A 23,749-nucleotide genomic window follows, 5' to 3' on the forward strand; every position below is an offset into this window, starting at 1 on the left:
GGGCGGCGGCGCGCTTCAGTCCAGCGGCGGCGGGGGACAACCGTCGATCACGGCCTCCACCGCAGCCGCGATCGACAGCAGCCGCGCATCCGCACCGAGCGGCCCCATCAGCTGCAGGCCGACCGGCAGACCGTCGCTGAGGCCGCAGGGGAGGCTGATCGCGGGATGGCCGGTCATGTTGGCAAGGCCGCTGGCCAGGACCTCGCCCTCTTCGCCCTCGACGAACTCCGGGTCCTCGTGGGGAGCGACGAAGGGCACGCTCGGACTGGCAAGAACGTCGACCGTTGCGAACAGCGCCTCCACCGACTCGCGCAGTTGCGCACGGCGACGCTGGGCCCGCACATAATCGATGGCGGGCAAGCGCAAGCCGGCCTCGATCTGCGAGCGGGTGCCCGGCGCGTAGCCGTCCGGGTTCTCGGCGTAGAGGTCGGCATGGATCAGCGTCGCCTCCGGCAAGAGCACCGTGACGAGGTCGCGGTTGGCGTCCTCGAGCCTGGGAAGCGAGATGTCGACCAATGTCGCACCCCGCTCGGACAGCGCCCCGAGTGCCTCGGAGGCGGCCCGCCGCACGCCCGGCGAAACCACCGCCATATCGAAGTGACGGCGGACGACGCCGATGCGCAGGCCGGTGAGCGGGAGAGGCGCGAGCGGCATCGGCTGTCCGACAAGGCCGGCAAGCGCCAATGCCGAATCGTCGACCGACCGGGCCAGCGGGCCGGCATGGTCGAGCGACCAGGACAGGGGAAACACCCCGCCGAGCGGCACGAGGCCGAAGCTCGGCTTCAGCCCGACGATGCCGCAATAAGCGGCTGGAATGCGGATCGACCCGCCGGTGTCGGTGCCGATGGCGAGCGGCACGATGCCGGCGGCGACGGCCGCGGCAGACCCGCCGCTGGAGCCACCCGAGGTCCGGCTGGGGTCGTGCGGATTGTTGGTCTGGCCGATCTTAGGGTGGGCGACGCCATAGGCGTATTCGAGGAGATTGGTCTTGCCGAGAATCACGGCGCCGGCGGTCCGCAGTCGGGCGACCAGCAAGGCGTCATCGGCGGCCATCGCCGGCTGGCGAACCTGGCTGCCATAGCCGGTCGGCGTGCCCGCGACCTCGATCAGGTCCTTGATCGCGATCGGCACGCCGTGCAGCGGGCCGCGGTCGCGCCCGTCGGCCATCTCCTGCGCACGCGCATCGGCCTCGGCGAGCGCCGCCTCGCGCATCGGCTCGGCGAAGGCGTTCAGCCGCGGCTCCAGCCGCGCCATGCGGGCGAGGGCGGCCTCCACGACCGCCCGCGGCGTGAGACGGCCGGTACGGTAAGCCTCGCCGAGCGCGCGAACGCCAAGACCGGCCGTGTTCTCGCTCATGCGGCCCGCATCTCCGTCGCCGCGAGCCGCTGCAGGAGACGGGCCCAGCCGACCATCCCCTTGCGGAAGTTCTCGAGCCGGAAGAACTCGTTCGGCGCGTGGTAATCCTCGTCTGAGGTCGAGAACGAGAAGAACACCATGCCGCAATCGAGGTGCTTGCGGAACACCGCGCCGATCGGGATGGTCGCGCCCATGGCGACACGAAGCGGCTTCGCCCCGAGAAGCTCCCCGAACAGATCCTCGACGACGCGCAGCGCCGGCAGGTCGGGATCGAGGGCGAAGGCCCTGCTGCCCGGACCGTGGCGCTTCACCTCGAGCGTATAGCCGGTCGGTTTGACCGCCTCGAGGTGTCGCTTGATCGCCGCGATCACCGCATCCGGCTCCTGGCCTGCCACCAGGCGGCAGGTGATCTTCACGAAGGCCGAGGAGGGAATCACGGTCTTGGTGCCGGCGCCCTGGTAGCCACCGCCGATGCCGTTGAACTCGAGCGTCGGGATCAGCCATTGCCGGATGAGGAGCGTCTCCGCGTCCGGCAGCGGGTCCGGGCGGGGCGCGCCAATGCCGTCGAAATAGGCGCCGGGGTCGAAGCCGGCGGCCCGGATGGCATCGAGGATGGCCGGATCGGGCGGCGTCGCCGCGTCGGCAAAGCCCGGCACGGTGACCATCCCGTCGGCGTCGTGCAGCGATGCCAGCATCCGGGTCAGGGCGCGGATCGGGTTCGGCGCGCTGCCGCCGTGGCGGCCGGAGTGGAGGTCCTTGGCGGCGCCGCTCAGCGTCACGTCGAGCGCGACGAGCCCGCGGCTCGCGACGGTGACGGACGGCAGGTCGGCCCGCCACATCGCGCCGTCGGCCGACACGACGAGATCCGCCGCGAGGCGCTCTTTGAGACGCGCGACGGTCGGCTCGAAGTTCGGACTGCCAGACTCCTCCTCGCCTTCGAGGATGATCTTGAGATTGAGCGGCAGGCCGCCCTCGATCTTGCCGAAGGCTTCGGCGACGAGGATCGGGATCAGCGCCGGGCCCTTGTCGTCGGACACGCCGCGCGCATAGAGGCGACCGTCCCGAATATCCGGTTCGAAGGGGGGCGTCGTCCACTTGTCCAGGGGATCGGGCGGCTGAACGTCGTAGTGCCCGTAGACGAGCACCGTCGGCTTGCCCGGCACCGTGCACCATTCGGCGACGATCGCCGGGTGGCCGCCGGTCTCGACGAGATCGACGATCGGGAAGCCGGCGCGCCGCAGCCGCTCGGCGAGGAGGTTGCTCGCCTCGGCTATGCCGTCGCGGTAGGCGGGATCGGTGCTGACGCTCGGGATGCGGCAGAGGATCTTCAGTTCCTCGATCGACTCCGCCTCGCGCTCCAGGAGATAGGCCTCGACCGCGTCGCTCATTTGCCGCCGTCCACGCTGAGCACCTGACCCGAGATCCAGCCAGCCGCCTCGGACGCGAAGAACATCACCGCGTTTGCGATGTCGTCGGGCGTGCCGAGGCGCTTCAGCGCGATGTTCTGGATGAGCTTCGCCTGCCCCTCTTCGCCCATCGCCTCCCACTGCCGCTCGGTCGTCGGGTTGGAGCGCACGAAGCCGGGCGCGACGTTGTTGACCGTAATGTTCCAGGCACCGAGCTCGTGCGCCAGCTGGCGGGTGAGGCCGATCTGGCCGGCCTTGGCGCTGGCATAGGCCTGGATGCCGGTGAGGCTGATGCCGAGGCCGGCACCGGAGGAGATGTTGACGATCCGGCCGAAGCGCCGACGCTTCATCGCGGGAGCGAGCGCCTGGGACAGGTAGAAGGCGCCCGAGAGGTTGACCGCGAAGATCGCCTCCCAGTCGCCCTGCGAGATTTCCTCCAGCGGCCGCCCGACCTGCCCCAGCACGCCGCCGGCGCAATTGACGAGAATGTCGACCGCTCCGTCCGCACCGGTCAGTTCGCCCGCCAGCCGGCCGATCGCCGCCCGGTCGGTGACGTCGAGCCGGTGGGCGCTGCAGGCCTCGCCGGCAAGCGACGCCGTCTCGGCGAGCTTGTCCTCGAGGATGTCGCAGGCGATCACTCTGGCGCCGCGTGCGGCGAAGGCGACGGCGATGGCTCGGCCAAACCCGTGGGCCGCACCGGTGACGAGCGCGGTCCGGCCGTCGAAATTGAAGCTCATGCTGCCGTCTCCCGTGCAGTCCCGATCGTCGCAAGCTCGTCGAGGTTCTCGCGGACCAGCGGGCGCGTTCCGTCCTCGATCTCGTGGATCATGGCGATCAGCCGTGTCGTGATCGGGGTCGCGACCCCGTGCATCGCGCCGTAGTCGAGGATCGGCCCGAGCTGCGCATCGACCTCGGTCTTGCGTTTGCGCACGGCGAGATCGCGCCAGATGCCGCTATGCGACTTCAGCGAGCGCCGGTTGTGCGCCACCATCTCGTCGAAGGAGCGGCTGGTCTCTTCTGCCGGAGCGGTCGGCAGGAAGGCCGTGGGGTCGAAGCCGTTGAAGGCCTCGGTCCGGATGTCGGCCGCCAGCGCGACTGCGCCGACTTCGTGCGCGAGGCGCGTCAGCACCGGGCGGTGGCGCGGGTCGTCGAGGATGTCGGCAATGCTGTCGTCGGTGACCGCCGTGCCGAAGAGAAGCGCGCCGTAGATCAGCTTGCCCCAGAGATAGCCCTCGATGTTGTCGGTGAGGATCGCGCGCTCGTCGAAGCGTTTGAGGAGGTCGAAGATCGCCTCGACGCGTACGCTCTTCGAGCCGTCCATCTCGCCGATCACGACCGCGCCCCTGCCGCTGTAGTGGACGAGGCCCGGCTCGAGGTAGTCCGCGCCGAAATTGACGAAGCAACCGATGGTGCGTTCGAGCCCGACGACTTCGGCGATCACTTGCTCGTTGAGGCCGTTCTGTGCCGAGACGACGTAGCCGTCCGCGGCGAGATGCGGCAGGAGATCGCGCACGGCCGCGTCGGTGTGGTGCGCCTTCACGCACAGATACGCACGGGAGAAGGTGCCCTCGAGGTCCGAAGGAAGGACGGCCGGAGCCCGAACGGTGTCTTCGAAGATCGGGCCGGCGATCGACAGGCCCTTCGCGTTGATCGCCTGCACGTGCGCCTCGGCGTTGTCGACGAAGACCACCTCCTCGCCGGCGCGCAGGAACGCCGCGCCAAGGGTGCCGCCGATCGCGCCGGCACCCCAGATCAGGATCGGCTCGCTCACGCCCAGGGCCCTTCCATCAGCGCGCGCGTCTCGGCGACGGCGACCTCCCAGATGGCCAGCATCTCGGCGTCCGGCTTCTCGTAGTACCCGCCGAAATTGCCGTCGCCGAGATAGCTGCGCACCGCCTGCGGGTCCATCACCCGCATCCGGTCGAACTCGATCATCGGCTTCATCTGCGAGGGCTGCGTGACCCCCTCGAGCCGGGTCCAGGGGAAGTTCTCCATCCAGGACGCGTGCGAGGCGACCGTGTCGACCTCCTGCACCTTGGCGAAGGTCTTCGGCGCGTTCCACCAGTTGTGGAACTTCACCGCGCAGCCCGGATTGTCGGCCATCCACTCGATCGCAAGGCTGCCCGCCGGCTGGTTGCCGCCATGGCCGTTGACGATGAGGATGCGCTTGAAGCCCTGGCGCTTCAGGCAGTCGAGGATGTCGCGCACCACCCGAACATAGGTTTCGATGCGCAGCGAGATCGAGCCGGGATAGGCGAGGAAGTACGGCGTGACGCCGTAGGCCTGGACCGGAAAGACCGGAATGCCGAGCGGCTCGGCGGCATCGAGCGCCACCTTCTCCGACAGGATCGAATCCACCGAGAGCGACAGGCCGGCGTGCTGCTCGGTGGAGCCGAGCGGCAGGATCGCGCGGTCGTCGGTCTTCAGATAGGCCTCGATCTGATGCCAGTTGGTGTCGGAAATCTTCATGATGCTTGCCTTTCCTCGGAAGATGGGTCGTCGCTGCCCCTGAGCAGCGGCTGGACGATCCGCTCGATGTCGGCGGGATCGGGAATGTGGCGATATTCGATGGCCGGGCGCTCCGGTCCGAAGCGCTGCAAGACGCCTTCCGCGCCGCTCGCATAGACGATGACGTCGCAGCGCTCGATCAGGGGCTCCATCTCGGGCGCGTCGAGCGTGGCGGCGGTGATGTCGGGCACGTGCGGGGCAAAGCGCTGCACGCCTGCCTTCATGATCGGCAGGAAGTCGGGAAAGCGCGAGATCACGCCGAGCTTGAGGAGCGGGTCGAGCGAGGCGAGGGCGCGCCGCGTCTCCTCCGATGGGATGAAGCGGATCGAGACGACCTTGGTGTTCGGCAGGAGCGCTGCGACCTCGCGCTGGCGATTGACGAAGGTGATGGCGAGGTCGGCAGCCTCGGCCCGCACCTTCACCTCCGGCCGTCGCTGGATCGCCTCGACCGTCAGGGGCTCGACTGTGGCAGTTTCGCCGAGCCGGGAGGCGATGAAGCGGGCGTAGCTCGCGGTTGCCTCCGGGAACAGCCCGACCATGATCACCGAGACGCGGCGCCCGAGACTGGCGCGGTAGAACATCCGGGCGTTGACGAGCGAGGCGAGGTCGCTGGCGCGGATGCCCATGGCCAGACCCTCGTCGATCAGCGAATCGATGTGCTGGCGCAGCTGCACCGCCTCGGGCCGGGCGGCCAGCCGAGCCTGGCGCGTGTTCGCGACGAAGGTGCCCGAGCCCGGCCGCGCCTCGATCACGCCGGCGGCCTTCAACTCGCGATACACCTGGCTCACCGTCATCGGCGCGACGGAGATGCGCTCGGCGAGGTCGCGGACGGAGGGCAGGGCTTCGCCCGCCTTCAACTCGCCGCAGGCGACGCCGTATTCGATGAGCCCCTTCAGCTGCAGCCGAATGGGGACGGGCAGATCCCGATCGATGTGGAAGTTCATCGAAGCGCTCCAACTGTTATGGAGCGGTAGCACGGTCTTCGCGTGCTTCACAAGGCAGCTGGTCCGGCCGAAAATGCGCAAATAACGGGCTTAACAGCTCAAAATCTGGGCAGCGGATGCATCCGAACTTCCGTTGACTCCGGGCCGCTGAGCCGCCTAACGTTACAGTGTGCTATGACACTCACCTCGCAGAGGCAGCGCCATGAACACCCTTATCAAGTCCGCTTTCGCCGCCGCACTTCTCCTTGGCGCCAGCTCCGCCGCGCTCGCCGTCGAACGGGGCGGCACTATGACCTATGGCCGGTATGCCGACAGCCTCTTCCTCGATCCGGTGCTGAACGACGCGAACGTCGACATCTGGATCCTGTCCAACCTCTACGACACTCTGATCCTGCCGTCCGACGACGGCAAGGGGCTTGTGCCGGGCCTCGCGACCGAGTGGAAGGTTGCCGACGACGGCATGGCGGTCGACTTGACCCTGCGTGACGGCATCATGTTCTCCGACGGCTCGCCGATCACGCAGGACGACGTCATCTGGTCGCTGAAGCGCGCCGCCAACCCGGACAACGGCATCTGGAACTTCCTCCTGGTCGCCGTCGACGACGTCGTCGCCAACGGTGACAAGGGTATCACCATCAAGCTGAAGCATCCGGATCCGGCGATCCTCGCTGCGCTGACCGTGTTCAACGCGGCGATCATGCCGAAGAAGCAGTTCGAAGCCTCCGAAGGCGCGACCGACGCCGACAAGGCGAAGGCCTTCGCCGAGCATCCGGTCGGCTCCGGTCCCTTCGTCCTGAAGTCGTGGGAGCGCGGCTCGACGATGGAGCTCGTGAAGAACGAGCATTACTGGGCCAAGGGCGAGGACGGCCAGCCGCTGCCCTATCTCGACGGCATCACCTTCGAGCTGTTGCCGGACGACGCCACGCGCATCCTCAAGCTCCAGTCGGGCGAGATCGACGGCGCCGAGCTGATCCCCTATGCCCGCGTCGACGAGCTGAAGAACGCCTCGGGCATCAACATGGAGATGTTCCCGTCGACCCGCATCGCCGACGTGATCATGAACGTGCGGCCGCAGATCGAGGGCAAGGACAATCCCCTGTCGAACGAGAAGGTTCGCCAGGCGATGAACTACGCCGCCAACAAGGAGGCGATTATCCAGATCGTCACCCATGGCGTCGGCACGCCGATGTCGTCCTACATGTCCTCGGCGACCCCGCTGCACACCGGCGAGGGCGCGGTCTTCCCATACGACCTCGACAAGGCCAAGCAGCTGATGAAGGAGGCCGGCTTCGAGAACGGCTTCTCGACCTCCATCCTGGTGCTCGCCGGCAGCCAGGACGAGATCGGCACGGCCACCGCGCTGCAGCAGATGTGGGCGCAGATCGGCATCAAGCTGGAGCTCCAGCAGGTCGACAACGCGACCCGCACCCAGAAGTATCGTGATGGCGTGTTCGACATGCGCGCCGGCGCATGGACTGACGACATCGCCGATCCGAACGAGATCACCTCCTACTATGTCTACTCGAAGAACATTCAGGCGGTGCACTCGGGCTGGAAGAGCGACCGGGCCGACGAGCTCTTCGAAGCCTCGCAGAAGGAAACCGATCCGAAGACGCGCGCCGACCAGTACGCCGAGATCCAGAAGATCTACAACGCCACGGGCCCGATCATCCCGCTCTACGAGACGCCGTATCCGGTGGCTCTGAACGAGAAGGTCCACGGCTTCCTGCAGATCCCGCTCGGCAACAACGTCTTCCGCGCGGCTTGGATGGACAAGTAACGGGGCATCGGCGGCGGAGCGCACGCTCCGCCGCCGCACCTTCCTGAGTCAGACGGATCGGACCCGGCCACTTGGCGTTCCTGAGCTTCATCTTCCGCCGCCTCCTGCAACTGATCCCCACCCTGGCCTTCATCCTGGTGGTGATCTTCGTTCTCGTCCGCATGCTCCCCGGCGATCCTGCAAGCGCCATCCTCGGCGACCGGGCGCGGGACGCGGACGTGACCCGGATCAACGCCGAACTCGGCCTCGACCAGCCGATCCCCGTGCAGTTCGGGATCTTCCTGAAGAACATCGCCACCGGCGATCTCGGCAACTCCATCCACTTGAAGGTCTCGGTGGCCAGCCTGATCGCCGATCGCCTGCCGGTGACCCTGATGCTCACGGCGATGGCCGCGCTGATCGCGCTGGTGCTCGCCGTCCCGCTCGCCTTCGTCGCCGCGACCCGGCAGGGACGGGTCGCCGACAACTCGATCCGCGGCGCCTTCCAGGTCGGGCTGTCGATGCCGGTCTTCTATGTGGGCCTCATTCTGCTGACCGTCTTCGGTGCGCAGCTGCGCTGGTTTCCCGTGGGCGGCTTCGGATCGAGCTTCGTCGACCATCTCTATCATCTGTTCCTGCCGGCGCTGACCCTCGCGCTCAGCCTCGCCGCGATCCTGATGCGCAACCTGCGTGCCGCGATCATCGGGGTCGTCGATGCCGAGTATGTCGACTTCGCCAGGGCCAAGGGCCTGCGCTCGCGCCTGATCATGACCCGTCACGTGCTTCGCAACGCCCTGATTTCCACCGTCACGCTGTTCGGCCTGCAGGTGGGCACGCTGCTCGGCGGTGCGGTGATCACCGAGACGGTGTTCGCGATCCCCGGTGCCGGACGGCTGATGATCGATTCGATCTACGGGCGCGACTATCCGGTGGTGCAGGGCCTCGCGCTGGCGCTCGCGGTGATCGTGTCGCTCACCTTCCTTCTGACCGACATCGTCCAGGCCTGGCTGGATCCGCGGGTGGCGCGATGAGCACGACCGTTTCTTCACCCGGCACCGGACGTCGCCGGCGCCTGCGTCTTGGCCGCCTGCCGGTCACGCTGATCGCCGGCGGTCTGATCCTCCTCGCCAGCCTGGTTCTCGCCATCGTTCCGTCGGCCTTCGCGCCCTACGATCCGATCGCGATGGACTACATGGCGATCCTGTCGCCGCCGAGTTGGGCGCATCCGTTCGGCACCGACAGCTTCGGGCGCGACGTCCTTGCCCGTGTCATCCACGCCTATACGATCGACATGCAGATCGCGGTTTTCGCAACGACCGGCCCGCTGATCGTGGGCGTCATCGTTGGGGCTCTCGTCGGCTATGCCGGCGGGGTGGCCGAGGCGATCTTCGGCCGCATCGTCGATGCGGTGATCTCCTTCCCGTTCCTCGTCCTCGTCATCGCCATCGTGGCGGTGCTCGGGCCCGGGCTCGGGAACATGTACATCGCCGTCGGCGTCATCGGCTGGGTGTTCTACGGCCGGCTCGTCGCCGGCGAGGTGAACGTCCAGAAGCGGCTGGATTATGCCGCCGCCGGGCGGGCCATGGGCTACACGCCGGGGCGGATCATCTTCCGCCACCTCTTGCCCAACGCCATCACGCCGGCGATCGTCTACTGGATGACCGACATGGCGCTCGCCATCCTGCTCGGCTCGAGCCTCGGCTATCTCGGCCTCGGCGCGCAGCCACCCGCAGCCGAATGGGGCGTGCAGATCGCCGACGGCAAGAACTTCATGTCGACGGCCTGGTGGATCTCGGTCTTTCCCGGCGTTGCCATCGTCATCACCGGCCTCGGCTTCTCGCTCTTCGGCGACGGGCTCGCCGAACTCCTGAGGACGAAGAAATGAGCGCCGCTCTCGATACCGGCTCTGCGCCGGCCCTCTCCGTGCGCGACCTCAGCACGACGTTCCAGACGCCGCGGGGACCGGTCACCGCCGTCGATGCGGTCTCCTTCGACGTCATGCCGGGCGAGGTCCTCGGGCTCGTCGGCGAGTCGGGGTCCGGCAAGAGCGTCACGCTGCGCTCGCTGATGCGCCTCGTCCATGCGCCCGGAACGGTGTCCGGCGCGGTCAGCTGGAAGGGGCGGGATCTCGTCGCGATGTCCGCACCCGAGCTGCGCAAGGTGCGCGGCGGCGAGATCGCGATGATCTTCCAGGAGCCGACGAGCGCCCTCAATCCGGTGCTGACCGTCGGCCTGCAGATCGAGGAGAACCTCAAGGCGCACACCAGTCTCGACCGGAGCGCACGCCGGAAGCGCGCCATCGAACTGCTCGACCTCGTCGGCATTCCGGCGGCCGCCAGCCGGCTCGACGATTATCCGCATCAGTTCTCAGGCGGCATGCGCCAGCGCGTGATGATCGCAATCGCGCTTGCTAGCGATCCGAAACTCTTGCTCGCCGATGAGCCGACGACGGCGCTCGACGTGACGATCCAGGACCAGATCCTGAAGCTGATCCTCGACCTTCGCGACCGCTTCGCGATGAGCGTCGTCCTCGTCACCCACGACCTCGGGGTGGTTGCCGCGACCTGCGATCGCATGGCGGTGATGTATGCCGGCCGGATCGTCGAGAGCGGGCCGGTGGTCGATCTCTTCCGCGAGCCGCATCACGCCTACACGCGCGGCCTCCTCGGCTCGGTGCCACGGGGTGGGGCGGAGCGCACGCAGCTCCTGTCGATCGAAGGCACGCCGCCGAGCCTTGCCGCGATCCCGCCCGGCTGCGCCTTCAATCCGCGCTGCTCCTTTGCCACCGAGGTCTGCCGGCGCGACCGGCCGGCGCTCGCCGCGTACGCGCCGGGTCGCTTCGTGGCCTGCCACCATCACACCGAGGTTGCCGCGGCCGGAACGGCGGTGGCGGCATGAGCGCCGCAAAGGAGCCTCTGCCGCTCCTGCAGATCGAGGAGGCGGTGAAGCGCTTCCCGATGCCGCAGGGCATCCTCGACCGCCTCGCGGGTCGGCCGCCTCGGGCCGTCAATGCGCTGAACGGGGTCAATCTCGCCGTGCGGCGCGGCGAGACGGTCGGCATCGTCGGCGAATCCGGCTGCGGCAAGTCGACGCTCGCCCGCTGCCTGGTGCGCCTGCACGAGCTCGACGACGGGCGCATCCGCTTCGACGGCAAGGACGTCGCCGAGTACAGGGGTGCGGAGCGGCGCGCCTTCAACCGGCGCGTCCAGATGATCTTCCAGGACCCGTACTCGTCGCTCAATCCGCGCATGCGGGTGCGGCAGATCCTCGGTGAGGCGCTGTCGGTGCACCGCGTCCGGCCTCCGGCCGAGATCCCCGGCCGCATCGCCGAGCTGCTCGAGCTGGTGCGCCTGCCGCAGGACGCGGCCGACCGTTTCCCGCACGAGTTCTCCGGCGGCCAGCGCCAGCGGATCGGCATTGCCCGGGCGCTGGCGGTCGAGCCAGACGTGCTCGTCGCCGACGAGCTGGTCTCCGCGCTCGACGTCTCGGTGCAGGCGCAGGTGGTCAACCTGCTCTTGCAGCTGCAGGAGGAGCTGCACCTCACGGTCGTCTTCGTCGCCCACGACCTGCGGCTGGTGCGGCATATCTCGCACCGGGTCGCAGTGATGTATCTCGGCAAGGTGATCGAGGTCGGGCCGACCGAGGCGCTCTTCACAGCGCCCCGTCATCCCTACACCAAGGCGCTGCTCGACGCGGCGCCGGAGCTCGATCCGACGCGGCGTACGCGCGTCGCTGCGGCGCGCGGCGAGCTGCCGAGCCCGCTCGACCTGCCGCAGGGCTGCCTGTTCAACACGCGGTGCCCGCATGCCTTCGACCGCTGCTTCGCCGAGCGCCCGATCCTGACGCCGCGCGGCCCGGAGCATCGCGCCGCCTGCCACCTGACCGACTTCGGCCTGCCGCAGGCCGATCCGGCGTCGGTCGCGGCCGTCGCAGCGCCCGCACCCCTTTCCCTCTGATCCAAGGGTTCTTTCGTGAGCTATGCCGCCTTCGAAGCCGAGACCGCCCGGCTGAACGATCTCCTGTGCACCGCAAATCTCCTCTCCTGGGACGCGCGGGTGATGATGCCGCCGGGCGGGGTCGAGGCGCGCGGGGCGCAGATCGCGACGATCACGAGCGTCGCCCGGGACATCGCGACCGGCGAGGCGATGCGCCGGGCCATCGACGGCGCCCTCGACGAACTCCATGCAGCCGGCGAGGATGACCTGCGCCTGCGCGCGGTCCGCACCGCCGCAGCCGGGATCGAGACGCTCGGCCGCATTCCCGCGGCGCTGGTGTCGGAGGCCGCGCTTCTCAAGACCACCGGCAATGCCGCCTGGGCGAAGGCCCGGGCCGAAAACGACTTCGCCGCCTTTGCGCCGGTGCTGACGCGGATGATGGCGATCCAGCGCGAGATCGCCCACGCCGTCGGCTTCTCGGCCCATCCCTACGACGCGCTGGTGGCGACCTACGAGCCGGGGATGGACTGGGCGCGGCTGCAGGGGCTCTACGGCGAGCTGAAGGCGACGCTCGTGCCGCTCCTCACCGAGGCGCTGGCCGCGCCGCAGCCGGACACCGCGCTGCTCGAGCGGGCCTTTCCGATCGAGCGGCAGAAGCGCTTCTCGAAGGCGATCGCCGCGCGCATGGGCTACGACTTTTCGCGCGGCCGGCTCGACGACACCGTCCACCCGTTCGAGATCTCGTTCACGCGCGGCGACGTGCGCATCACCGGCCGCTTCCGCGAGACCTGGCTGCCGGGCGGCCTGTTCGCCGTCTGGCACGAGGCCGGACACGGCATGTACGAGCAGGGGATCGACCCCGCCTTCACCCGCTCGGCCTTCACCACCGACTTCGTCAATCTCTACGCGGTCGGCGGCACGAGCTTCGGCATGCACGAGTCGCAGTCGCGGCTCTGGGAGAACCGGGTCGGCCGCTCGCGGCGCTTCTGGGCGCTGAACTTCGACGCGCTGCAGGCCGAGTTCCCCGAGCCGCTCGCCGGCGTTACCGCGGACGGGTTCTGGCGGGCGGTCAACGCCGCGCGGCCGAGCCTCATCCGGGTCGAGGCGGACGAACTGACCTACGACCTCCACATCATCCTGCGCTCGGAGATCGAGGCGGCGCTGATGACGGGCGACCTCGCCGTCGCCGACCTGCCGGCGGTCTGGGCGGAGAAGGTGAAGGCCTATCTCGGGCTCGAGGTGCCGAGCGACACGCAGGGCGTCCTGCAGGACGTGCACTGGTCGTCCGGCATGGTCGGCTCGTTCCCGACCTACACGCTCGGCAACGTCATGGGCTCGCAGCTCTTCGCGGCGGCCTCCGCTGTGCCGGACGTGGCGGCTGGCCTCGAAGGGGGCGACTACGCGCCGCTGCGCCGCTGGCTCGGCGAAAACGTGCACCGGCACGGACGCTCGCTGACCCCGGACGAGATCCTCAACCGGGCGACCGGCCGAGGGCTCGACACCGCCCCGTATCTGAAGGATCTCACCGACAAGGTCGCGCAGCTGAAGAGCGTTGACTGACGCGGGTCTGGTCAGGCCGGCCGGCCGTCGATCCAGACGCCTTTCAGCTCCAGGTCGGACGTGAGATGGACGAGCGACGCCCGTGCGCCGGGCTTTATGCTGCCCAGTACATCGCCCTGGCCGACCGCCTCGGCCGGATAGAGCGAGGCCATCCGCAGCGCCTCGTCGAGCGGCACGCCGACCTGCCGGTGCAGGAAGACAATCGACGCCAGCATGTCGATGTCGGCGCCGGCGAGCGTGCCGTCGGCGAGCGTCAGGCGACCGCCGGCGCGGTGAATCGTCCGTCCGTTCAGCGTGAAGCTCGTCATGTCCGTTCCGATGGTCGACATGGCGTCGGTGACGAGGAAGATCCGGCCCGGCCCGCGCTTCGACCGCAGCGCCACCCGGATCGCGACGGGATCGACATGGAAGCCGTCGGCGATCAGCCCGACGTCGAGCGGGCCGTGGTCGAGGGCGTTGCCGACCATGCCGGGCTCGCGGTGGGCGAGGGGGCTCATGGCGTTGTAGAGATGCGTCACGAGCCGCGCGCCGGCCTCGGCCGCCTCTCGGGCGAGTGCCGCTCCCGCGTCGGAGTGGCCGAGGCTCACGAGGACGCCCGCCTCGGCAAGTCGCCGGATCTCAGCCGGCGGCACCGTCTCCGGCGCGAGCGTCGTCATCAGCACCGGCAGATGCCGCGCTGCATCGGCGAGGGTTGCGAAATCGGTCTCCTCCATCGGCCGGATCAGACTCGGATCATGCACGCCCTTCCTGGCGATGGAGAGGTGCGGCCCCTCGATGTGGAGGCCGAGGAAGCCGGGGACTCCGGCCTCGGCCGCCGCGCGCCCGGCGTCGAGCGCCCGGCGCGTCACGTCCGGGCGGTCGGTGATCAGCGTCGGCAGCAAGGCGACCGTGCCATAGCGTGCATGCGCCCGGCAGATCGCCGCGATGCCGTCGATGTCGGGCTGGGCGTTGAAGAGCACGCCGCCGCCGCCGTTCACCTGGAGGTCGACGAAGCCCGGTGCGAGGAAGCCGCCGTCGAGCCGCACGTGCTCGATGGCTTCGGGAAGGGCGTGCGAGGGCCGAATGCCGTGGATGCGCCCGTCCGCCGTGACGGTGAGGGCCGCATCGTCGTGCCAGCTCTCGCCGTCGAAGATGCGGGCACCGGTGAAGACGGTTGCTGCGGGCCGCTCCATCAGACCGTCTCCGTCACCTTCTTCAGATGCGGCGGCGCGTCCGGATCGAGGCCGCGCCGGCGCGCCAGCATCTCGATGAAGCCGTAGAAGCTCGCGATGAGCACCAGAGGGTCCGTGAGAGCGTGCCCCGTGGCGGCAAACGGCAGGGTGGTCGCACCGGCGGTGGACGCCGTGGCGAAGACGTTCGCACCCTGGCCGGCGACCCGCGCGACGCTTTTGGCCATCGAGGCCTGCGCGGCATCGCGCGCGATCAGCGCGATCACCGGAAAGCCGGCCCGCACGATCGCGACCGGTCCGTGCATCACCTCGGCGCCGCTATAGGCTTCGGCGTGCACCCCGCAGGTTTCCTTGAACTTCAGCGCGGCTTCCATGGCGATGGCGTGGGCGGGACCGCGGCCGAGGATGTACAGCGACTCCTGTCCGTCGAGCGCTTCGGCGAGCGGGGTCCAGTCGCAGGCGATCGCCTGCTCGAACGCATCCGGCAGCGCCGCGAGCGCCGCCTGCAGCGCCGTATCCTGCTGCCAGCGGGCCAGCACCGCGAGGCCGGCGACGACGGAGGTGACGAAGCTCTTGGTCGCCGCGACGCTCCGCTCCGGGCCGGCCTTGATGTCGACGACCCGGTCCGCGGCCGCGCCGAGCGGCGACGCCGGCGCATTGGTCAGCGACAGGACCGTCGCCCCGCCTGCGCGGGCGGCGCCTGCGAGCGCGACGATGTCGGGGCTCTGGCCGGACTGCGATATGGCGATGCAGGCCCCGCGCGCCAGCTTCAGCGGCGCGTGGTAGATGGAGGCGATCGACGGGCCGAGCGAGGCGACCGGCACGCCGGCCGTCAGCTCGATGGCGTATTTCAGGTAGGATGCGGCATGGTCGGAGGAGCCGCGCGCGACGGTGGCGATGACCGCCGGATCGCGCTCGCGCAACGCCGCGCCGGCCGCGGCGAGATCGGCGTCGCCCTCGCTCAGGAGGCGGCGGACGGCGGCGGGGATCTCCGCGATCTCGCGGCGCATGAAGGTCGGATCGGTCATCTCGGGGCCTCGCTCGGCTTGGGGGTGTCGGTGCTGGTCGCGGAGGGCATGGAGAGCCGCAGCTCGGCGACGAAGTCGTAGGCGTCGGCCCGGTAGATGGAGCGGGTGAACTCCACGACCTTCCCGGTCGAGAGATAGGAGGTCCGCTCGATGTTGAGGCTCGCCGAACCGGGCACCACGCAGAGCAACCCGGCATCCTTTTCGTTCAGGAGTGCGGCCGAGATCCGCTGGATGGCACGCACGGGGCGCATTCCGGCCGTCGCGAGCGCCGCATAGAGCGAGCCTTCCACGGCCGCCGGATCGGGCAGCGCCGTGGTCGAGAGCGCCGCGCGCTCGATCGCGAGCGGTTCGCCGTTGCCGACGCGCAGTCGCGCCACCCGCGCCACCCGCTCGTTGGAGAACAGGCCGAGCGCCACGAACTCCTCGGGTGAGGGCGGATAGATGCCGCGGTCGAGCCAGACCGAGCGCACCTGGATGCCGCGCGCGGCCATGTCCTCGCTGAACGAGGTCAGTTCGGACAGGGATTGCTCGACGCGGCCGATCCGCGGGGCGACGAAGGTTCCCGAGCCGTGGCGCTGGAACAGAAGACCGGCGTCGACGAGATCCTGCACCGCGCGACGTACGGTGACGCGCGAGAGGGCGGTGCGCGCGGCGATCTCCCGCTCGGCCGGCAGCGCCTCGCCCTGACGCACGAGCCCGCTCCGGATCGCCTCCTCGATCAGCCGCTTCAGCTGCAGGTAGCGAGGACCGGCGGTTCCTGTGGCGAAGGAGCCCGGCGAGAGGAGAGCGTCGAGCGTGGCGCTCATGTGGTGCTGCCTGCCGAGGACGCCGCACCCGCGGCGGCCATCGCGACCGCACCCTGCAGCGCATCGCCGATTGGCGGCTTCAGGCGCTGCAGGTAGGTGTCGGACAGACGTGCGGCATAGGTCGGTGCCAGCCCGCCGAGCAGGCAGATGCGGTCCGTGTCCGGCGCAACGATCACGGCCAGCATGCGCTCGATGTCGCGCCGGCCGGCCTCCAAGATGTCCTCGGCCACGCCGTCACCCGCAGAGGCGGCCTCGACAATCGACGGGGCGAAGCTGCCGTAGAAGCCGGGCGTCGCGTCGCGGACCTGGTCGACGATGCGCCGCGGGTCGCCGTCGAAGGTTTCCATGACCCTGTCGGTGAGCGGGCTGCCGGGGCGCACGCCGTCAAAGGCGAGGAGCGTCTCCTCCAGCAGCTGCCGTCCGATCCGCGCGCCGCTGGCGAGGTCGCCGACCTGAAAGCCCCACCCGCCGACGGAGCGGACGGTTCCCTGCCGGCGCACGAAGAACACCGAGCCGGTGCCGAGGATGGCGATGACGCCGTCATGCGGACCGAGCGCGCCGTGCAATGCGATGAGCCCGTCGCTGACGACCCGGCTTTCGCGAAACGGCAGCATCGAGCGCAGCACCGCGGCATGGCGGCCGACATTGCCGCCGGCGAGGCCCAGCACCGCCGCAGCGGTCCCGAGCACGTCCATCGAAAGGTTCGCACGCTCGGCAGCCGTCGTGGTGGCCGCGACGATGTTGGCATGCGCGCCTTCGAGGTCGGTGCGGATGTTGGCCGGACCGCTCTGCGCCTGCGCGAGGATACGTCCCGTCTCGTCGCCGATGGCCACTCGGCAGCTGGTGCCGCCGCCGTCGATGCCAACCACATAGGTCATCTCGTGCCTCCTGATCGCGATAATACCAATCTACGACCATTTGCACAGCCGAAAACGCAGGCGCGTCTGAGCTACACGCGTAAGGCATTGAAAAGCCTTAAATCACTTCGGAAACCGCGGAAGACTTTCTTCGCCGCACTGATTCCCACTGGACAGTTGGTATCGATTTGGTCTCAACTGACGGTGAGAGGAATTGAGGCATGGCGCCAAACCGCACGGAAATGCTGCACGACCAGGCCGCGGGGCTCGACATGCTCGAGCCGGCGGATGTCGCGCGGCGTCTGGCGACGGCGCAGTGCGCCGCGGCGGGGGTGGTCGCGGGCGGGGCGGAGGCGCTCGCCGCGGCTGCCGAACTCGGCGCCGCAGCGCTCGCAGGCCCCGGGCGGCTCGTCTATGCCGGGGCCGGCAGCTCCGGCCTGATGGCGCTGGCGGACGCCCTTGAGCTGCCGGGCACATTCGGCATCGATCGCGAGCGGGTGGTCGTGCTTTTCGCCGGCGCGCCGCAGACGCTGAACGCGATGACCGGCGGGGCCGAGGACGACGTCGATCTCGCCGCGTCAGATGTCGGCGCCGCCGGAATCGGTCCTGAGGATTGCGTCATCGCCGTCTCGGCGAGCGGCTCGACGCCCTATACGCTGGCCGCGCTGAAGGCGGCCGGCGCGCGGGGCGCGAGAACGATCGGCATCGCCAACAATGCCGGCGCGCCGTTGCTCAAGGCCGCCGATGCACCGGTGCTGCTCGCGACCCCGCCCGAGCTTCTCGCCGGATCGACCCGGATGGGCGCCGGCACGGCGCAGAAGATCGCGCTCAACGTCCTGTCGACGCTGATCGCGCTGAAGCTCGGCCATATCCATGACGGCCTGATGGTCAACGTGACCGCCGACAACGCCAAGCTGCGCACGCGCGCCGTCGGCATCGTCGCCCGCCTGTCCGGCGCGGGCGAACCGGAGGCGACCGATGCGATCGGGCGCGCCGGGGGCTCGGTCAAGCACGCGATCCTGATCGCCGCGGGTGCCGCCGACCGGGCCGACGCGCATGCGCGGCTGACGCGCGCGGGCATGCGGGTGCGCCCGGCGCTGGCCGGCCTCACAGAGTCGTCCTCCAGCCGCCATGGCGGCGCGAAATCCTGAAGCACATCGTGTCCAACAGGGAGTATCAGGCATGAAGACCGCATTCGCATCCATGCTCATGGCCTCGACCATCATCGCGGGCGTCGCCCCGGCGATGGCCGAGGATGTCTCGCTCACCATCGAGAGCTGGCGCAACGACGACCTGCAGGTCTGGCAGGAGAAGATCATCCCGGCCTTCGAGAAGGCCCACCCAGACATCAAGGTGACGTTCCAGCCGGCCGCGCCGACCGAGTACAACGCCGCCCTGAACGCCAAGCTCGCCGCCGGATCGGCCGGCGACCTCATCACCTGCCGCCCCTTCGACGCTTCGCTCGAGCTCTACAAGAAGGGTTACCTCGCCCCGGTCGACGACGTGAAGGGCATGGAGAACTTCTCCGACGTCGCCAAGGCGGCGTGGCAGACCGATGACGCCAAGACGACCTTCTGCGTGCCGATGGCCTCGGTGATCCACGGCTTCATCTACAACGCCGACGCCTTCAAGGAGCTCGGCGTCGAGCCGCCGAAGACCGAGCAGGAGTTCTTCGACCTCCTGCAGAAGATCAAGGACGACGGCACCTACATCCCGCTGGCGATGGGCACCAAGGACCAGTGGGAAGCCGCCACGATGGGCTACCAGAACATCGGCCCGGACTACTGGGACGGCGAGAAGGGCCGCAAGGCGCTGATCGCCGGCGAGGAGAAGCTGACCGATCCGGACTGGGTGAAGCCGTTCGAGACGCTCGCCAAGTGGGCGCCCTACATGGGCGACGGCTACCAGGCGCAGGCCTATCCGGACAGCCAGAACCTCTTCACCCTCGGCCGCGCGGCCATCTACCCGGCTGGCTCGTGGGACATCTCGGTGTTCAACGCTCAGGCCGACTTCAAGATGGGCGCCTTCCCGCCGCCGGTGCCGGAGGGCGGCAAGTGCTTCATCTCCGACCAGCCGGACCACGCGCTGGCGATGAACGCCAAGACCGCCCACCCCGAAGCCGCCAGGACCTTCCTCGAGTGGGTCGCCTCGAAGGACTTCGCCGAGCTTTACGGCAACGCTCTGCCGGGCTTCTTCCCGCTGACCAACGAGAAGGTCGAGCTCTCCGACCCGCTCGCCAAGACGTTCCTGTCCTGGCGCGACAGCTGCGAGCCGACCATGCGCTCGACCTACCAGATCCTGTCGCGTGGCACGCCGAACCTCGAGAACGAGACCTGGACCGCCGCCGCCAACGTGATCAACGGCACGGTGACGCCGGAGGAGGCCGCCGCGAGCCTGCAGAAGGGTCTCGACAGCTGGTACAAGCCGGGCAAGTAAGCCGCGACCGAAGGGAAGCCGCGCGAACTGTCGCGCGGCTTCTTCATTGAACGGCTCGCAGAGCCCGATCGAAGGACGACCGCCGAGGGATGACCGCCATCGCCACCCGCCGACCCGCCTTCCGCTGGCATATCGTGGTGTTCCTGGCGCCGGCGGTGCTCGTCTACACCGCCGTGATGATCCTGCCGCTGTTCGCCACGCTGCAGCAGTCGCTCTATCGCGAGGTCGACAACCAGACGGTCTTCGTCGGCCTCGACAATTTCCGCACGCTGCTCGGCGATCCGCGCTGGTCGTCGAGCTTCTGGAACGCGCTGTGGAACAACTGCTGGTTCTTCATCGTCCACATGGCGCTGCAGAACCCGATCGGCATCGCGCTCGCCGCGCTTCTGTCCCATCCCAAGCTGAGGTTCGCGAGCGTCTACCGCACGGCGATCTTCGTGCCGACGATCCTCTCCTTCGTCATCGTCGGCTTCGTCTGGAAGCTCATTCTGTCGCCTCTCTGGGGCGTCGCACCTTCGCTGCTCGATCTCGTCGGCCTGAAGGTCCTGTTCGAGCCCTGGCTCGGCGACGAGACCTACGCGTTGACCGCGCTCAGCCTGATCTCGGTCTGGCAGTTCGTCGGCATCCCGATGATGCTGATCTACGCCGCGCTCCTGTCGATCCCGAACGAGGTTCTCGAGGCGGCCGAGTGCGACGGGATCACCGGCATCGCGCAGTTCTGGAAGATCAAGCTGCCGCTCATCCTGCCGTCGATCGGCATCGTGTCGGTGCTCACCTTCGTCGGCAACTTCAACGCCTTCGATCTCATCTACGTGGCGCAGGGCGCGCTCGCCGGACCGAACGGCTCGACCGACATCCTCGGCACGTTCCTCTACCGCACCTTCTTCGGCTTCCAGTTGCAGGTGGGAGACCCGAACATGGGCGCGGCGGTCGCCTCGGTGATGTTCCTGATCATCCTTGCAGGCGTCAGCCTGTACCTCTTCGGCATCCAGACGCGCCTGCGGCGCTACCAGTTCTAGAGGCCGAACCGATGAGCCGCGCCACGTCCTCCCTGCCGCGCACGATCGCTGCCCACACGATCCTGATCGCCTATACGGCGATCGCGCTGTTCCCCGTGCTGCTGATCGTGGTCAACGCCTTCAAGACCAGAAAGGCGATCTTCCGCGCGCCGATGGCGCTGCCGGACGCCGAGAGCTTCTCGCTCGAAGGCTTTCGAACGGTCCTGTCGCAGGGCGACTTCACCGCCTATTTCCAGAACAGCCTGATCGTCACCGTCGTCTCGATCGCGCTGGTGCTCCTGTTCGGTGCGATGGCAGCCTTCGCGCTGTCGGAGTACCGCTTCCGCGGCAGTCGCCTGACGGGCCTCTATCTCGCCCTCGGGATCATGATCCCGATCCGGCTCGGCACTATCGCCATCCTCCAGGAGATGGTGGCGACTGGCCTCGTCAACACGCTGACCGCGCTGATCCTCGTCTATACGGCTCAGGGCCTGCCGCTGTCGGTGTTCATCCTGTCGGAGTTCATGTCGCAGGTGTCGGACGACCTGAAGAATGCCGGCCGCATCGATGGACTGTCGGAGTATCGCATCTTCTTCCGCCTCGTGCTGCCGCTGGTGCGGCCGGCGATGGCGACCGTCGCCGTCTTCACCATGATCCCGATCTGGAACGACCTCTGGTTTCCGCTGATCCTGGCGCCGTCGGAAGCGACGAAGACCGTGACGCTCGGCGCGCAGATGTTCATCGGTCAGTTCGTCACCAACTGGAATGCGGTTCTGGCGGCTCTGTCGCTCGCCATCGTGCCGGTCATGATCCTCTATCTTCTGTTCTCGCGGCAGCTGATCCGCGGCATCACCTCGGGAGCCGTCAAGTGAGCGAGACACCCCCGCTGCGCGTCCTCGTCGCAGGCCTCGGCAACATGGGCATGAGCCATGCGCTCGCCTACGAGGCGATCGACGGGTTCGAGATCGCCGGTCTCGTCAATCGCTCGCCGAAGGCGCTGCCCGAGGCGCTCGCCGGCCACGTGATCCGGCCGGATTTCGACGAGGCCCTGCGCGAACTGGCCCCCGACGTCGTGTCGATCTGCACCTATTCGGATGCCCATGCCGAGCAGGCGATTGCCGCGATGGAAGCCGGTGCACATGTCTTTGTCGAAAAGCCGCTGGCGACGAGCGTCGCCGATGCCGAGCGTGTCGTCGCGGCGGCGAAGGCGAACGGGCGCAAGCTCGTCGTCGGCTACATCCTGCGCCACCATCCGTCCTGGATGAGGCTGATTGCGGAGGCGCGGGCGCTCGGCGGCCCCTACGTCTTCCGGATGAACCTCAACCAGCAGTCGGTCGGTCCGACCTGGCAGACCCACAGGGCGCTGATGCAGACGACCCCGCCGATCGTCGACTGCGGCGTCCACTATGTCGACGTGATGTGCCAGATCACCGACGCCAAGCCGGTGGAGGTGCGCGGCATGGGCCTGCGCCTGTCGGACGAGATCGCGCCGGACATGTACAATTACGGCCACCTGCAGGTGATCTTCGCCGACGGCTCGGTCGGCTGGTACGAGGCCGCGTGGGGACCGATGATCTCCCAGGCAGCCTTCTTCGTGAAGGACGTGATGTCCCCGAACGGCGCGGTCTCGATCGTCATGGACGAGGGCGCGAAGTCGGACGACATCGACACCCACACCAGGACCGCCCGCATCCGCATCCATCGCGCGGCGGCGGCAGACGGACGCTTTGCCCAGCCCGACGAGATGCTGCAGATGGCCGGCGAACCCGGGCATCAGGAGCTGTGCGAGCGCGAGCAGCGCTTCGTGCTCGAGGCCATCCGCACCGGCGCCGACCTGTCTCGGCACATGGAGGACGCCGTCCAGTCGCTCCGGATCTGCCTTGCCGCCGACGAGAGCGTGCGCTCCGGCCGCCCCGTCCATCTCTGACCGCCCTCATCACAGGATCGCCCCTTGGGATCGCTGACGCTCAACACCATCCGCAAAAGCTTCGGACCGATCGAGGTGCTGCGCGGCATCGACCTCGATGTGGCCGACGGCGAGTTCGTGGTCTTCGTCGGTCCGTCCGGCTGCGGCAAGTCGACCCTGCTGCGCGTCATTGCCGGGCTGGAGGACGCGACGTCCGGCCAGGTGGTGATCGACGGCGAGGCGATGGACGGCGTGCCGCCGGCCAAGCGGGGCATCGCGATGGTGTTCCAGAGCTACGCGCTCTATCCGCATCTCAAGGTGCGCGACAACATGGCCCTCGGCCTGAAGCAGGCGGGCGGCAGCGCCTCGGAGATCAAGGCGCGCGTTGCCGAGGCGTCGACGATGCTGTCGCTCGGCGACTACCTCGACCGCCGTCCGGCTGAGCTCTCCGGCGGCCAGCGCCAACGCGTCGCCATCGGCCGCGCGATCGTGCGGCATCCGAAGCTGTTCCTGTTCGACGAGCCGCTGTCCAATCTCGACGCGGCGCTGCGGGTCAACACCCGCATCGAGATCGCCCGGCTCCACCGCGAGCTGAAGGCGACGATGATCTACGTCACCCACGATCAGGTCGAGGCGATGACCCTCGCCGACAAGATCGTCGTCCTGAACGGCGGCCGGGTGGAGCAGATCGGCGCGCCGATGGAGCTCTACAACCGGCCGGCCAATCGCTTCGTCGCCGGCTTCATCGGCTCGCCGAAGATGAATTTCGTCGAGGCCGACCGGCTGGGCCGCCGCGATGCGGCCGCGATCGGCGTGCGGCCGGAGCACATCGCGGTCGACCCGCAGGCGGGCGAGTGGCGGGGAAGGGTGCTGCACGCCGAGCATCTCGGCGCCGATACGGTTCTCTTCGTCGACTGCGAGCGGATCGGCACGATGGCTGTGCGGCTGTTCGGCGAGCACCGCTACCGGGCCGATGACGTCCTGCATCTGACACCCGACCCCAAGCGGCTCTATCGCTTCGCCCCGGACGGAGCGACGCTGTCGGAGCCCTTGGCATCCGAGGCACCCGCCGCCTGACGCG

22 protein-coding genes are annotated in these 23,749 nt (G+C 68.6%); 12 read left to right on the forward strand and 10 right to left on the reverse strand.

Features of this window, described 5'->3' with window-relative positions; genetic code table 11:
• Positions 1-15 precede the first annotated feature (15 nt).
• The 6 genes from NPA30_RS04465 to NPA30_RS04490 are packed head-to-tail and all read right to left on the reverse strand — an operon-like array spanning position 16 to position 6,214.
• Positions 16-1,356 carry an amidase gene (locus tag NPA30_RS04465; protein ID WP_256801160.1) on the reverse strand — a complete coding sequence of 447 codons (1,341 nt, stop codon included), beginning with the start codon at positions 1,354-1,356 and terminating at the stop codon, positions 16-18.
• Entirely contained in the window at positions 1,353-2,744 is a 1,392-nt protein-coding gene (locus tag NPA30_RS04470; protein ID WP_256801161.1) for a dipeptidase, read from the reverse strand. Before NPA30_RS04470 ends, NPA30_RS04465 begins: the two co-directional genes overlap by 4 nt.
• Positions 2,741-3,499 carry an SDR family NAD(P)-dependent oxidoreductase gene (locus NPA30_RS04475; protein ID WP_256801162.1) on the reverse strand — a complete coding sequence of 253 codons (759 nt, stop codon included), beginning with the start codon at positions 3,497-3,499 and terminating at the stop codon, positions 2,741-2,743. The genes NPA30_RS04470 and NPA30_RS04475 overlap by 4 nt, the downstream gene beginning before the upstream one ends.
• On the reverse strand, positions 3,496-4,533 hold the full coding sequence (locus NPA30_RS04480) for a ketopantoate reductase family protein (protein ID WP_256801163.1): 1,038 nt from the start codon (positions 4,531-4,533) through the stop codon (positions 3,496-3,498). Before NPA30_RS04480 ends, NPA30_RS04475 begins: the two co-directional genes overlap by 4 nt.
• Positions 4,530-5,231, reverse strand: a complete 702-nt coding sequence (locus NPA30_RS04485) for a creatininase family protein (RefSeq protein WP_256801164.1) — start codon at positions 5,229-5,231, stop codon at positions 4,530-4,532. The genes NPA30_RS04480 and NPA30_RS04485 overlap by 4 nt, the downstream gene beginning before the upstream one ends.
• Positions 5,228-6,214, reverse strand: a complete 987-nt coding sequence (locus tag NPA30_RS04490) for a GntR family transcriptional regulator (RefSeq protein ID WP_256801165.1) — start codon at positions 6,212-6,214, stop codon at positions 5,228-5,230. The genes NPA30_RS04485 and NPA30_RS04490 overlap by 4 nt, the downstream gene beginning before the upstream one ends.
• A 202-nt stretch (positions 6,215-6,416) precedes the next feature.
• Between NPA30_RS04490 and NPA30_RS04495 the strand changes: the two genes are divergently transcribed.
• The 6 genes from NPA30_RS04495 to NPA30_RS04520 all read left to right on the forward strand — a co-directional run bounded on the left by NPA30_RS04495 (position 6,417) and on the right by NPA30_RS04520 (position 13,468).
• On the forward strand, positions 6,417-7,994 hold the full coding sequence (locus tag NPA30_RS04495) for an ABC transporter substrate-binding protein (RefSeq protein ID WP_256801166.1): 1,578 nt from the start codon (positions 6,417-6,419) through the stop codon (positions 7,992-7,994).
• Between the two features lie 71 nt (positions 7,995-8,065).
• On the forward strand, positions 8,066-9,004 hold the full coding sequence (locus NPA30_RS04500; protein WP_256801167.1) for an ABC transporter permease: 939 nt from the start codon (positions 8,066-8,068) through the stop codon (positions 9,002-9,004).
• Positions 9,001-9,858, forward strand: a complete 858-nt coding sequence (locus NPA30_RS04505; RefSeq protein WP_256801168.1) for an ABC transporter permease — start codon at positions 9,001-9,003, stop codon at positions 9,856-9,858. The genes NPA30_RS04500 and NPA30_RS04505 overlap by 4 nt, the downstream gene beginning before the upstream one ends.
• The gene (locus NPA30_RS04510) at positions 9,855-10,871 is read left to right on the forward strand and encodes an ABC transporter ATP-binding protein (protein ID WP_256801169.1); all 1,017 of its coding nucleotides are present in this window, start codon (positions 9,855-9,857) and stop codon (positions 10,869-10,871) included. The genes NPA30_RS04505 and NPA30_RS04510 overlap by 4 nt, the downstream gene beginning before the upstream one ends.
• A complete protein-coding gene (locus NPA30_RS04515; RefSeq protein WP_256801170.1) occupies positions 10,868-11,929 on the forward strand; it encodes an ABC transporter ATP-binding protein in 1,062 nt (353 codons plus the stop codon). Before NPA30_RS04510 ends, NPA30_RS04515 begins: the two co-directional genes overlap by 4 nt.
• A gap of 15 nt (positions 11,930-11,944) precedes the next feature.
• Positions 11,945-13,468: a carboxypeptidase M32 gene (locus tag NPA30_RS04520; protein WP_256801171.1), complete on the forward strand. Its 1,524-nt coding sequence runs from the start codon at positions 11,945-11,947 to the stop codon at positions 13,466-13,468.
• Positions 13,469-13,479: 11 nt separating this feature from the next.
• Here the strand turns inward: NPA30_RS04520 and nagA are convergent, their stop codons facing one another.
• The 4 genes from nagA to NPA30_RS04540 are packed head-to-tail and all read right to left on the reverse strand — an operon-like array spanning position 13,480 to position 17,349.
• Positions 13,480-14,640, reverse strand: a complete 1,161-nt coding sequence (gene nagA, locus NPA30_RS04525; RefSeq protein ID WP_256801172.1) for an N-acetylglucosamine-6-phosphate deacetylase — start codon at positions 14,638-14,640, stop codon at positions 13,480-13,482.
• Positions 14,640-15,665, reverse strand: coding sequence for an SIS domain-containing protein (locus tag NPA30_RS04530; RefSeq protein WP_256801173.1), 1,026 nt, complete (start codon positions 15,663-15,665; stop codon positions 14,640-14,642). The genes nagA and NPA30_RS04530 overlap by 1 nt, the downstream gene beginning before the upstream one ends.
• On the reverse strand, positions 15,662-16,471 hold the full coding sequence (locus NPA30_RS04535; RefSeq protein WP_256801174.1) for a GntR family transcriptional regulator: 810 nt from the start codon (positions 16,469-16,471) through the stop codon (positions 15,662-15,664). Before NPA30_RS04535 ends, NPA30_RS04530 begins: the two co-directional genes overlap by 4 nt.
• The gene (locus NPA30_RS04540; protein WP_256801175.1) at positions 16,468-17,349 is read right to left on the reverse strand and encodes a BadF/BadG/BcrA/BcrD ATPase family protein; all 882 of its coding nucleotides are present in this window, start codon (positions 17,347-17,349) and stop codon (positions 16,468-16,470) included. Before NPA30_RS04540 ends, NPA30_RS04535 begins: the two co-directional genes overlap by 4 nt.
• A gap of 200 nt (positions 17,350-17,549) precedes the next feature.
• Here NPA30_RS04540 and NPA30_RS04545 point away from each other — a divergent pair, with 200 nt between their 5' ends.
• The 6 genes from NPA30_RS04545 (at position 17,550) to NPA30_RS04570 (ending at position 23,745) form a co-directional block, all read left to right on the forward strand.
• Complete coding sequence (locus NPA30_RS04545; protein ID WP_256801176.1) at positions 17,550-18,479, forward strand: N-acetylmuramic acid 6-phosphate etherase; 930 nt, start codon at positions 17,550-17,552, stop codon at positions 18,477-18,479.
• Between the two features lie 31 nt (positions 18,480-18,510).
• Entirely contained in the window at positions 18,511-19,764 is a 1,254-nt protein-coding gene (locus NPA30_RS04550; RefSeq protein ID WP_256801177.1) for an ABC transporter substrate-binding protein, read from the forward strand.
• An 89-nt stretch (positions 19,765-19,853) separates the two neighbouring features.
• Positions 19,854-20,783 (forward strand): carbohydrate ABC transporter permease, encoded by a 930-nt coding sequence (locus NPA30_RS04555; RefSeq protein WP_256801178.1) that lies wholly within the window; start codon positions 19,854-19,856, stop codon positions 20,781-20,783.
• 11 nt (positions 20,784-20,794) lie between these two features.
• The gene (locus tag NPA30_RS04560; protein WP_256801179.1) at positions 20,795-21,634 is read left to right on the forward strand and encodes a carbohydrate ABC transporter permease; all 840 of its coding nucleotides are present in this window, start codon (positions 20,795-20,797) and stop codon (positions 21,632-21,634) included.
• Positions 21,631-22,689 (forward strand): Gfo/Idh/MocA family protein, encoded by a 1,059-nt coding sequence (locus tag NPA30_RS04565; RefSeq protein WP_256801180.1) that lies wholly within the window; start codon positions 21,631-21,633, stop codon positions 22,687-22,689. The genes NPA30_RS04560 and NPA30_RS04565 overlap by 4 nt, the downstream gene beginning before the upstream one ends.
• A 24-nt stretch (positions 22,690-22,713) precedes the next feature.
• Complete coding sequence (locus NPA30_RS04570) at positions 22,714-23,745, forward strand: ABC transporter ATP-binding protein (protein ID WP_256801181.1); 1,032 nt, start codon at positions 22,714-22,716, stop codon at positions 23,743-23,745.
• Positions 23,746-23,749 lie beyond the last annotated feature (4 nt).

It is taken from the genome of Mangrovibrevibacter kandeliae (assembly GCF_024519155.1).
GTDB classification, from domain to species: domain Bacteria; phylum Pseudomonadota; class Alphaproteobacteria; order Rhizobiales; family Rhizobiaceae; genus Mangrovibrevibacter; species Mangrovibrevibacter kandeliae.

Excerpts from the sequence above, each read along its gene's own strand:
- NPA30_RS04485 (WP_256801164.1), bottom strand. The coding sequence starts at position 5,231 with ATGAAGATTTCCGACACCAACTGGCATCAGATCGAGGCCTATCTGAAG.
- NPA30_RS04495 (WP_256801166.1), top strand. The coding sequence starts at position 6,417 with ATGAACACCCTTATCAAGTCCGCTTTCGCCGCCGCACTTCTCCTTGGC.
- NPA30_RS04545 (WP_256801176.1), top strand. The coding sequence starts at position 17,550 with ATGGCGCCAAACCGCACGGAAATGCTGCACGACCAGGCCGCGGGGCTC.
- NPA30_RS04535 (WP_256801174.1), bottom strand. The coding sequence starts at position 16,471 with ATGAGCGCCACGCTCGACGCTCTCCTCTCGCCGGGCTCCTTCGCCACA.
- NPA30_RS04550 (WP_256801177.1), top strand. The coding sequence starts at position 18,511 with ATGAAGACCGCATTCGCATCCATGCTCATGGCCTCGACCATCATCGCG.
- NPA30_RS04475 (WP_256801162.1), bottom strand. The coding sequence starts at position 3,499 with ATGAGCTTCAATTTCGACGGCCGGACCGCGCTCGTCACCGGTGCGGCC.
- NPA30_RS04505 (WP_256801168.1), top strand. The coding sequence starts at position 9,001 with ATGAGCACGACCGTTTCTTCACCCGGCACCGGACGTCGCCGGCGCCTG.
- NPA30_RS04540 (WP_256801175.1), bottom strand. The coding sequence starts at position 17,349 with ATGACCTATGTGGTTGGCATCGACGGCGGCGGCACCAGCTGCCGAGTG.
- NPA30_RS04530 (WP_256801173.1), bottom strand. The coding sequence starts at position 15,665 with ATGACCGATCCGACCTTCATGCGCCGCGAGATCGCGGAGATCCCCGCC.
- NPA30_RS04490 (WP_256801165.1), bottom strand. The coding sequence starts at position 6,214 with ATGAACTTCCACATCGATCGGGATCTGCCCGTCCCCATTCGGCTGCAG.
- NPA30_RS04465 (WP_256801160.1), bottom strand. The coding sequence starts at position 1,356 with ATGAGCGAGAACACGGCCGGTCTTGGCGTTCGCGCGCTCGGCGAGGCT.
- NPA30_RS04510 (WP_256801169.1), top strand. The coding sequence starts at position 9,855 with ATGAGCGCCGCTCTCGATACCGGCTCTGCGCCGGCCCTCTCCGTGCGC.
- NPA30_RS04470 (WP_256801161.1), bottom strand. The coding sequence starts at position 2,744 with ATGAGCGACGCGGTCGAGGCCTATCTCCTGGAGCGCGAGGCGGAGTCG.
- NPA30_RS04555 (WP_256801178.1), top strand. The coding sequence starts at position 19,854 with ATGACCGCCATCGCCACCCGCCGACCCGCCTTCCGCTGGCATATCGTG.
- NPA30_RS04560 (WP_256801179.1), top strand. The coding sequence starts at position 20,795 with ATGAGCCGCGCCACGTCCTCCCTGCCGCGCACGATCGCTGCCCACACG.
- NPA30_RS04515 (WP_256801170.1), top strand. The coding sequence starts at position 10,868 with ATGAGCGCCGCAAAGGAGCCTCTGCCGCTCCTGCAGATCGAGGAGGCG.
- nagA (WP_256801172.1), bottom strand. The coding sequence starts at position 14,640 with ATGGAGCGGCCCGCAGCAACCGTCTTCACCGGTGCCCGCATCTTCGAC.